Here is a 6,479-nt window from a genome sequence, read left to right on the forward strand (position 1 = left end):
CGAGTCCCCAAAGGGTATCAAAAATGTGTTCAAGAGAGTGGATCAACCTGACCAGTTAATTTTCCAGTTTGGTATTAGAAAGCGGGGAGCAGGTCACGAGGGCTCTCATCACCACCAGAATCTGACAGTATAAGCCTCTACGGCGGCTGGAGAATGGACGGGGGCAAATAAAGAAAACCCAGCAGCTGGCTGGGTTTGAAGTGTATTATGACGATTGCATGTTAGAGGCTATGAGAGTTGCGCTTTAACGGCTTTACTGTCGCTGCAGACGATGATGCCAGCCAGCCTCATCTCTGTGCAGGCTTGCGCAACTGTTTCAGGTGCAATACCGCGGCAGGCCGCGAGATTGACGATCACCTTAAATTGACCTGTAGCTTGCAGTTGAAGGGCTGTTGTCTTCACGCAATAGTCAGTTGCTAAGCCTCCAATCAAGATGGTATCGACCTGTTTGGTTGTCAGCCACTCAATCAGACCAGTACTCAGCTTTTCCTCAAGATCATGATAACAGGCGCCATAAGGGTGAAGATCCTGCTCGATCCCTTTCCATATGACATGATCATACTCAGTGACAGGCGGGAGATCAGGAATAGTTTCAAACCCCAGCGTACCTGGCACGGCATGGCTGACCCAAGTCAGATCGGCATTGGGATGCTCTAACGGTGAAAGCATCTTGTCATGTGTTTCTACGACCCACACCGCATTACTTGGATGTGCGTCCTTGGTCAGGACACGTAACTCAGCTAAATTAGCCTGATTGTTTAGCTCTTGGCCTATAGTGTGACCTTCAGCAACTGGCAATTCGTTCGGGCACAGAGGAGTGAACGTTTTTTGTGGGTCTACATCAATAGCTGCAATTGTCATGACGGTCTCTTCTACAGGATCTGATTAAGGATGTGATCAGCTTTAACTCGTCTTATGCGCTTGATCAGCTTTCGCACTGGAGCTGGGTAAGCATCAACCTTGTCGATGAACTTATAGCTCCCAACAAGCTGTGTGTGTTCTAGAATGCGGTCAAGTTCACGCTGCTTCTGGTCGGCCAATAACTGTTGCTTATCATGGACCAAAATGGCATTTTCCAAGTCCAACTTCCAAGCCCTAGGGTTTAGATTGTTCCCCGTGATCAACATATAGCTGCGATCAACCCAGATCCCCTTTAGGTGGAAACTATTGTCATTGTGCTTCCACAGGTGGATAGCAAGCTGGCGTCTTGCGATGGCAGCTTCATTTTGCTTGGCAAAGTGGCGTAGATTGACTTCATAAAGGTAAGGTAACCCTGCGATGGTCTTAAACGGCTCACTAGGCGGGATATAGAAATCATTTGCTGTTTTGTCACCCACTATGATTGTCACTTTCACACCGCGACGCAGTGCTCTTTTGACTTCCCTGCTAATGCTACGCGGAAAGTTGAAATAAGGGGTACAAATCGTTAATTCTTTCTGTGCACTCGCAATCAGGGTACAGATATGTTGGTTCAGACGATTTTTCCGTTTGCCCAGGCCAACAAGTGGGGTTAGGCCGACTTCGTCATCAGAGATCTGCTCTGGATTGAATTGATAACTGGCTTTTTGTAATTGGTGGCGCAGTTCCTTTATTGGCCCTTTCAGGTTGCGGGTCTCTGGACGGTTGACCTGACTGAGGCAATTAACAGCATCGCTGTTCACTAAGGTGTCGACAATGAAATTGGCCATGCTATCGGCAAGGTTGCCATTTTTGATCACGTGATAGCGGTCATAGCGATAACGTTGGTGTTGAGCTAGATATACATCGTTTAAACTGGCGCCGCTGTAGATGATCTTGTCATCAACGACAAAGCCTTTTAGGTGCAGCACACCAAAGACCTCACGATTACGGACCGGTACACCGAGAATATCAATCTGATGCTCGTATTTCTCCGAGAACTCTCGGTATAGAGCGGCATTACCATCTGACTTATCTGCCCCGATAAGCCCACGCTGAGCCCGGTGCCAGTCAACCAGTACTTTTATATCAAGTTCAGGGTTAGCCTGCTTGGCTTCGTAAAGCGCAGTGAGGATCCCTCGTCCGCCATCGTCATCTTGAAGGTAGAGCGCGACTAGATAAATACGCGCTTTGGCATTGGAGATTTCTTGGTGGAGACGTTCACGGAACGATCCTGCATCGAGAAGGGTCTCTAAATCATCTGGCTTGTGTGCAATACACGGCAGTTGCTCAATGCGTTGCTTGTTAGCAATAGCTGAATCCATTATCGCCTCGTTTACGCGACCTTAATAAGGATGAATCGGTTAGTTAAGGGCGCAATTATATCAGAAAAACATCATAGTCAATGTATTGCGAAGTTGGCTTATATCACGCTTGACTTAATTCAAGCTTACTCTTTTGATCATAGATCATGGGAGTGAGTGTTTTACCGCTTTGCCTATAGCGGTTTATCCTTGACTGGAGTGGCTCGGGCAACTCATTATCCGTGATGATGATAAAACCGGAGTCTTGGTAAAATGCTTCTAAATAACCGAAGGCAAAACAGTAACTTGGAGAGGCGGTCAGTTGCCCGTGACAGGCATCAAGCAGGGCGAGTCCAAGCCCTTGGGAGCGGAGAGCTGGGTGCACAAGCATACCAGTGAGCAACTGGTATTGATCAAATTGCTTGAACCTGACACAGGCCTGTATGCCTTTGTTATTCTCACCAATCCAGATCACTTCATCTTTTTTAGCCTTCCCTGCTGGGTAATAAGACTTATAGAAGCGATTAATTAACGGGAACCGAAGAGTCTCAAGAGGGTGGAATCTAAGCTTGCTCATAGTGAAAACACTGCCAAGAGTGGATGAATCAGTTAAAATACAGCCCCTAGTATAAAGGTATGGATCAGAAGTCGCATGAAAGTTTTGCAAGATAGGTCGCTAGCACCATTTCATACATTTGGCCTGGATGTGAAGGCCAAAGATATTGTCGTTGCCGAGACAACACAAGATTTGGTGTCTATCTGGCAAGATGAACGGTATAGGGAGCTGCCTAAATTGATCCTGGGCCAAGGGAGCAATATTCTTTTTTGTGAAGATTTCGCCGGTGTCGTTATTCTCAATCGTATCGTTGGTATTGACGTTGAAGAAACGGCGCAGGCTTTTATGCTTCATGTTGGGGCAGGTGAAGATTGGCATCGCCTCGTGACTCAAACCGTTGAGCAGGGGGTGCCCGGATTGGAAAATTTGGCCTTGATACCAGGCTGTGTAGGCTCATCGCCGATCCAGAATATCGGTGCTTACGGGGTCGAGCTAAAAGATATCTGCGCATATGTCGATACCGTTGAATTAGAAACCGGAAAACAGCGTCGCCTGACTGCCGCTGAATGCCAGTTTGGTTACCGTGACTCTATTTTTAAACATGCGCTAAAAGACAGTCACGCCATTACCGCTGTTGGTTTAAAATTGCTAAAAGCATGGAAGCCCGTGGTTTCCTATGGCCCGCTGGCCCAGTTTAAGCCTGATATCGTGACGGCGAGAGAGATCCTTTCAGCTGTGTGTGATATTCGGCAAGCTAAGCTGCCGGATCCAAAAGTGCTTGGAAATGCTGGTAGCTTTTTCAAAAACCCACTAGTTGAACCGGATGTCGTTAAGCATCTACTTGCACAATATCCTGCAATGCCGCATTATCCTCAACCCGATAATTTGGAAAAGCTCGCTGCCGGGTGGCTTATCGATCAGTGTCAGCTCAAAGGCCATCAAATTGGCGGAGCACGGGTACATGATCAACAAGCGTTGGTCTTGGTCAATTACCATCACGCAGACGTTCAAGATGTATTGCAGCTTGCTCAGTACGTTGTGGACTGCGTGAAAGATAAATTTGGTATCCAACTAGAACATGAAGTTCGATTTATGGCGGCGGCACAAGAGACGACATTGGCTGAGGTATATCGATGAAAGAGCACTCCATGCGTCTTGCTTTAATTGCCCTGTTGGCGGATGGACAGTTCCATTCTGGCGAAGCCTTGGGAGAAAAGCTGGGGATTTCACGCGCTGCAGTGAGCAAACACATAAAGGTTTTAAGGACGTGGGGAATTGATATTTTCCGCTTGCAGGGCAAAGGCTACAGCTTACCTGAAAAACTGGAACTCCTTGATTGCGATAAGATCTTGGCTCAGGTAAAGTGCTCGAGATTAGAGCTTATTCCAGTGATTGACTCTACCAACCAGTACTTGCTTGATCGCGTTGGCACCATGCCAAAAGGCGCATGCTGTTTAGCTGAATATCAGCAAGCGGGGCGGGGCCGTCGGGGTCGCCAGTGGATATCTCCTTTTGGTAGTAATCTATACCTTTCAATGTACTGGCGGCTCGATGCGGGTATAGCTGCGGCAATGGGGCTGAGCTTGGTCGTCGGTGTCGCTATTGCTGAAGCGCTGGAGTCCTTGGGAACAGAAGGGATCAAGGTTAAATGGCCTAATGATCTCTATTACCAAGACCGCAAGCTGGCGGGTATCCTAGTGGAAATGTCTGGTCAGACTGGTGAGGCGGCACATTTGGTTATTGGTATGGGCCTTAATATTGCAATGCCGGCGTCAGAAGGCGAGTCGATTGAACAGTCATGGACCAACCTCACTGATGCCTGCGACACGCTACCTGATCGCAACGTGCTTGCAGCAACGTTGATCAACCGTCTGCATGATGCGTTGAGTGATTATGAAGAAAGCGGGATGGACGGCTTTACAATGCGCTGGAATAGGCTGGATAACTTTTTGGGTCGCCCTGTGAAGTTATTGATGGGGAACCGTGTAGTGGAAGGGATTGCTCGCGGGATCAATAACCAGGGAGCGTTATTACTGGAAACCGAGCAAGGGGTAACCCCTTACCTCGGTGGTGAAATCAGCCTTAGAGGTTGTTGATGCAAATTTTGATTGAAGCGGGCAACAGCTATGTAAAAGTTGCCCAACTATTTGAAGATGGCCATTTTACGCTATTGGGTCGCTACCCGAGCCGCAAATTGGAAATGGTCTTGGAACCCTTACTGGAAAATGGAGTAACCAGAATTGTTTTCGCAAGTGTTGGGCCGGTAGAAGTTGATAACTCTATCCAGCGTATTTCGCAACTTGCCAACATCCCGGTAATGCAGGTAAAGACATTAAAGAAAGATTTTGGTGTCAAAAACGCGTACAGCGAATATCAATACCTAGGAGTCGACCGATGGTTGACGCTAGTGGCGATTCGCCAAGAATTCAAAGCGCCGACAGTCATTGTTGATATCGGCACTGCCTTAACCTTTGATGTTATGACCGAAGAAGGGAAGCATCTTGGAGGTTGGATAGCTCCTGGCTACCAGTTGATGATGAAGTCGGTACTCGAGAATACTACCAAGGTCTTCTCTGATAGGGAGCATAGCGATACTCTGCTCTTTGCCGATAACACCGCTGATGGACTGAAAAACGGATGTCGCGCAGCCTTGGTCGGACTGATTGAATATGGTCTGGCACAAGCTAAAGAGCGTTTAAAGACTGAACCTAAAGTGATCCTATGTGGCGGAGGGGTTCGACATTTACCTCAGCAGTGGGGGAAAGACCACTATCACCGTTCAGATTTGGTATTGGAAGGCCTTGCTTTGTATGCGAAATGTCGTTAATGACTAATTTTTGGCCGTCGGGGTTAGAAATCTAAAAAAATCGCTAAAAAGGTATTGCAAGGCTAGAAATAGTTCTCTAGAATGCGCAGCACTTACGCCGACTTAGCTCAGTAGGTAGAGCAACTGACTTGTAATCAGTAGGTCACCAGTTCGATTCCGGTAGTCGGCACCACTTTCTCCTAGATGAGTGAAAGTGCTTAAAAATTTGGAGGGGTTCCCGAGTGGCCAAAGGGATCAGACTGTAAATCTGACGGCTCTGCCTTCGATGGTTCGAATCCATCTCCCTCCACCAGTTTCAATAGAAAGAATAGCTTATCGAGTGACGATTTTTGCGGGCATCGTATAATGGCTATTACCTCAGCCTTCCAAGCTGATGATGCGGGTTCGATTCCCGCTGCCCGCTCCACATTTCTTGTGTGCTGATATAGCTCAGTTGGTAGAGCGCACCCTTGGTAAGGGTGAGGTCGGCGGTTCGACTCCGCCTATTAGCACCACTCTCTCCTTAAGTCAGTTCAATTCTTTTGATATATACTCTACAAACCCATGATTGGTTGTGTGGTCGTAATGCCACCAAATACCGTGCCTAGAGGGACTATCCATGTCTAAAGAAAAATTTGAACGCGTCAAACCGCACGTTAACGTTGGTACTATCGGCCACGTTGACCACGGTAAAACAACGCTAACTGCTGCTATCTGTACTACGCTTGCAAAAGTGTACGGTGGCCAAGCTAAAGACTTCGCATCTATCGATAACGCTCCAGAAGAACGTGAGCGTGGTATCACTATCTCTACTTCTCACGTAGAGTATGATACTCCATCTCGTCACTACGCACACGTAGACTGCCCAGGACACGCCGATTACGTTAAAAACATGATCACTGGTGCTGCTCAGATG

Annotated in this window: 7 protein-coding genes and 4 tRNA genes; 8 read left to right on the plus strand and 3 right to left on the minus strand. The window is 47.6% G+C overall.

Going from position 1 to position 6,479, the window contains the following annotated elements; genetic code table 11:
- Positions 1 to 228: 228 nt before the first annotated feature.
- The 3 genes from NHN17_RS25175 to NHN17_RS25185 all read right to left on the minus strand — a co-directional run bounded on the left by NHN17_RS25175 (position 229) and on the right by NHN17_RS25185 (position 2,778).
- Positions 229 to 861: a nicotinamidase gene (locus NHN17_RS25175; RefSeq protein ID WP_255045418.1), complete on the minus strand. Its 633-nt coding sequence runs from the start codon at positions 859 to 861 to the stop codon at positions 229 to 231.
- Between the two features lie 11 nt (positions 862 to 872).
- A complete protein-coding gene (pssA, locus tag NHN17_RS25180; RefSeq protein WP_255045419.1) occupies positions 873 to 2,222 on the minus strand; it encodes a CDP-diacylglycerol--serine O-phosphatidyltransferase in 1,350 nt (449 codons plus the stop codon).
- 103 nt (positions 2,223 to 2,325) lie between these two features.
- Complete coding sequence (locus NHN17_RS25185) at positions 2,326 to 2,778, minus strand: GNAT family N-acetyltransferase (protein ID WP_255045420.1); 453 nt, start codon at positions 2,776 to 2,778, stop codon at positions 2,326 to 2,328.
- A gap of 75 nt (positions 2,779 to 2,853) precedes the next feature.
- On the opposite strand from NHN17_RS25185, the gene murB reads away from it, so the two are divergent.
- The 8 genes from murB to NHN17_RS25225 form a co-directional block, all read left to right on the plus strand.
- The gene (gene murB, locus NHN17_RS25190) at positions 2,854 to 3,894 is read left to right on the plus strand and encodes a UDP-N-acetylmuramate dehydrogenase (protein WP_255045421.1); all 1,041 of its coding nucleotides are present in this window, start codon (positions 2,854 to 2,856) and stop codon (positions 3,892 to 3,894) included.
- Positions 3,891 to 4,853, plus strand: coding sequence for a bifunctional biotin--[acetyl-CoA-carboxylase] ligase/biotin operon repressor BirA (gene birA / locus NHN17_RS25195; RefSeq protein WP_255045422.1), 963 nt, complete (start codon positions 3,891 to 3,893; stop codon positions 4,851 to 4,853). The genes murB and birA overlap by 4 nt, the downstream gene beginning before the upstream one ends.
- Positions 4,853 to 5,584 (plus strand): type III pantothenate kinase, encoded by a 732-nt coding sequence (locus NHN17_RS25200; RefSeq protein ID WP_255045423.1) that lies wholly within the window; start codon positions 4,853 to 4,855, stop codon positions 5,582 to 5,584. Before birA ends, NHN17_RS25200 begins: the two co-directional genes overlap by 1 nt.
- Before the next feature lie 96 nt (positions 5,585 to 5,680).
- Positions 5,681 to 5,756 (plus strand) — tRNA-Thr (locus NHN17_RS25205).
- A 35-nt stretch (positions 5,757 to 5,791) separates the two neighbouring features.
- Positions 5,792 to 5,876, plus strand: a tRNA-Tyr gene (locus tag NHN17_RS25210).
- 39 nt (positions 5,877 to 5,915) lie between these two features.
- A tRNA-Gly gene (locus NHN17_RS25215) sits at positions 5,916 to 5,990 on the plus strand.
- Positions 5,991 to 6,002: 12 nt separating this feature from the next.
- A tRNA-Thr gene (locus NHN17_RS25220) sits at positions 6,003 to 6,078 on the plus strand.
- 104 nt (positions 6,079 to 6,182) lie between these two features.
- Positions 6,183 to 6,479 (plus strand): GTP-binding protein (locus tag NHN17_RS25225; RefSeq protein ID WP_255045424.1); only part of this gene is annotated, 297 nt, incomplete at its 3' end.

This window comes from Photobacterium pectinilyticum, assembly GCF_024357955.1.
Lineage (GTDB): Bacteria > Pseudomonadota > Gammaproteobacteria > Enterobacterales > Vibrionaceae > Photobacterium > Photobacterium pectinilyticum.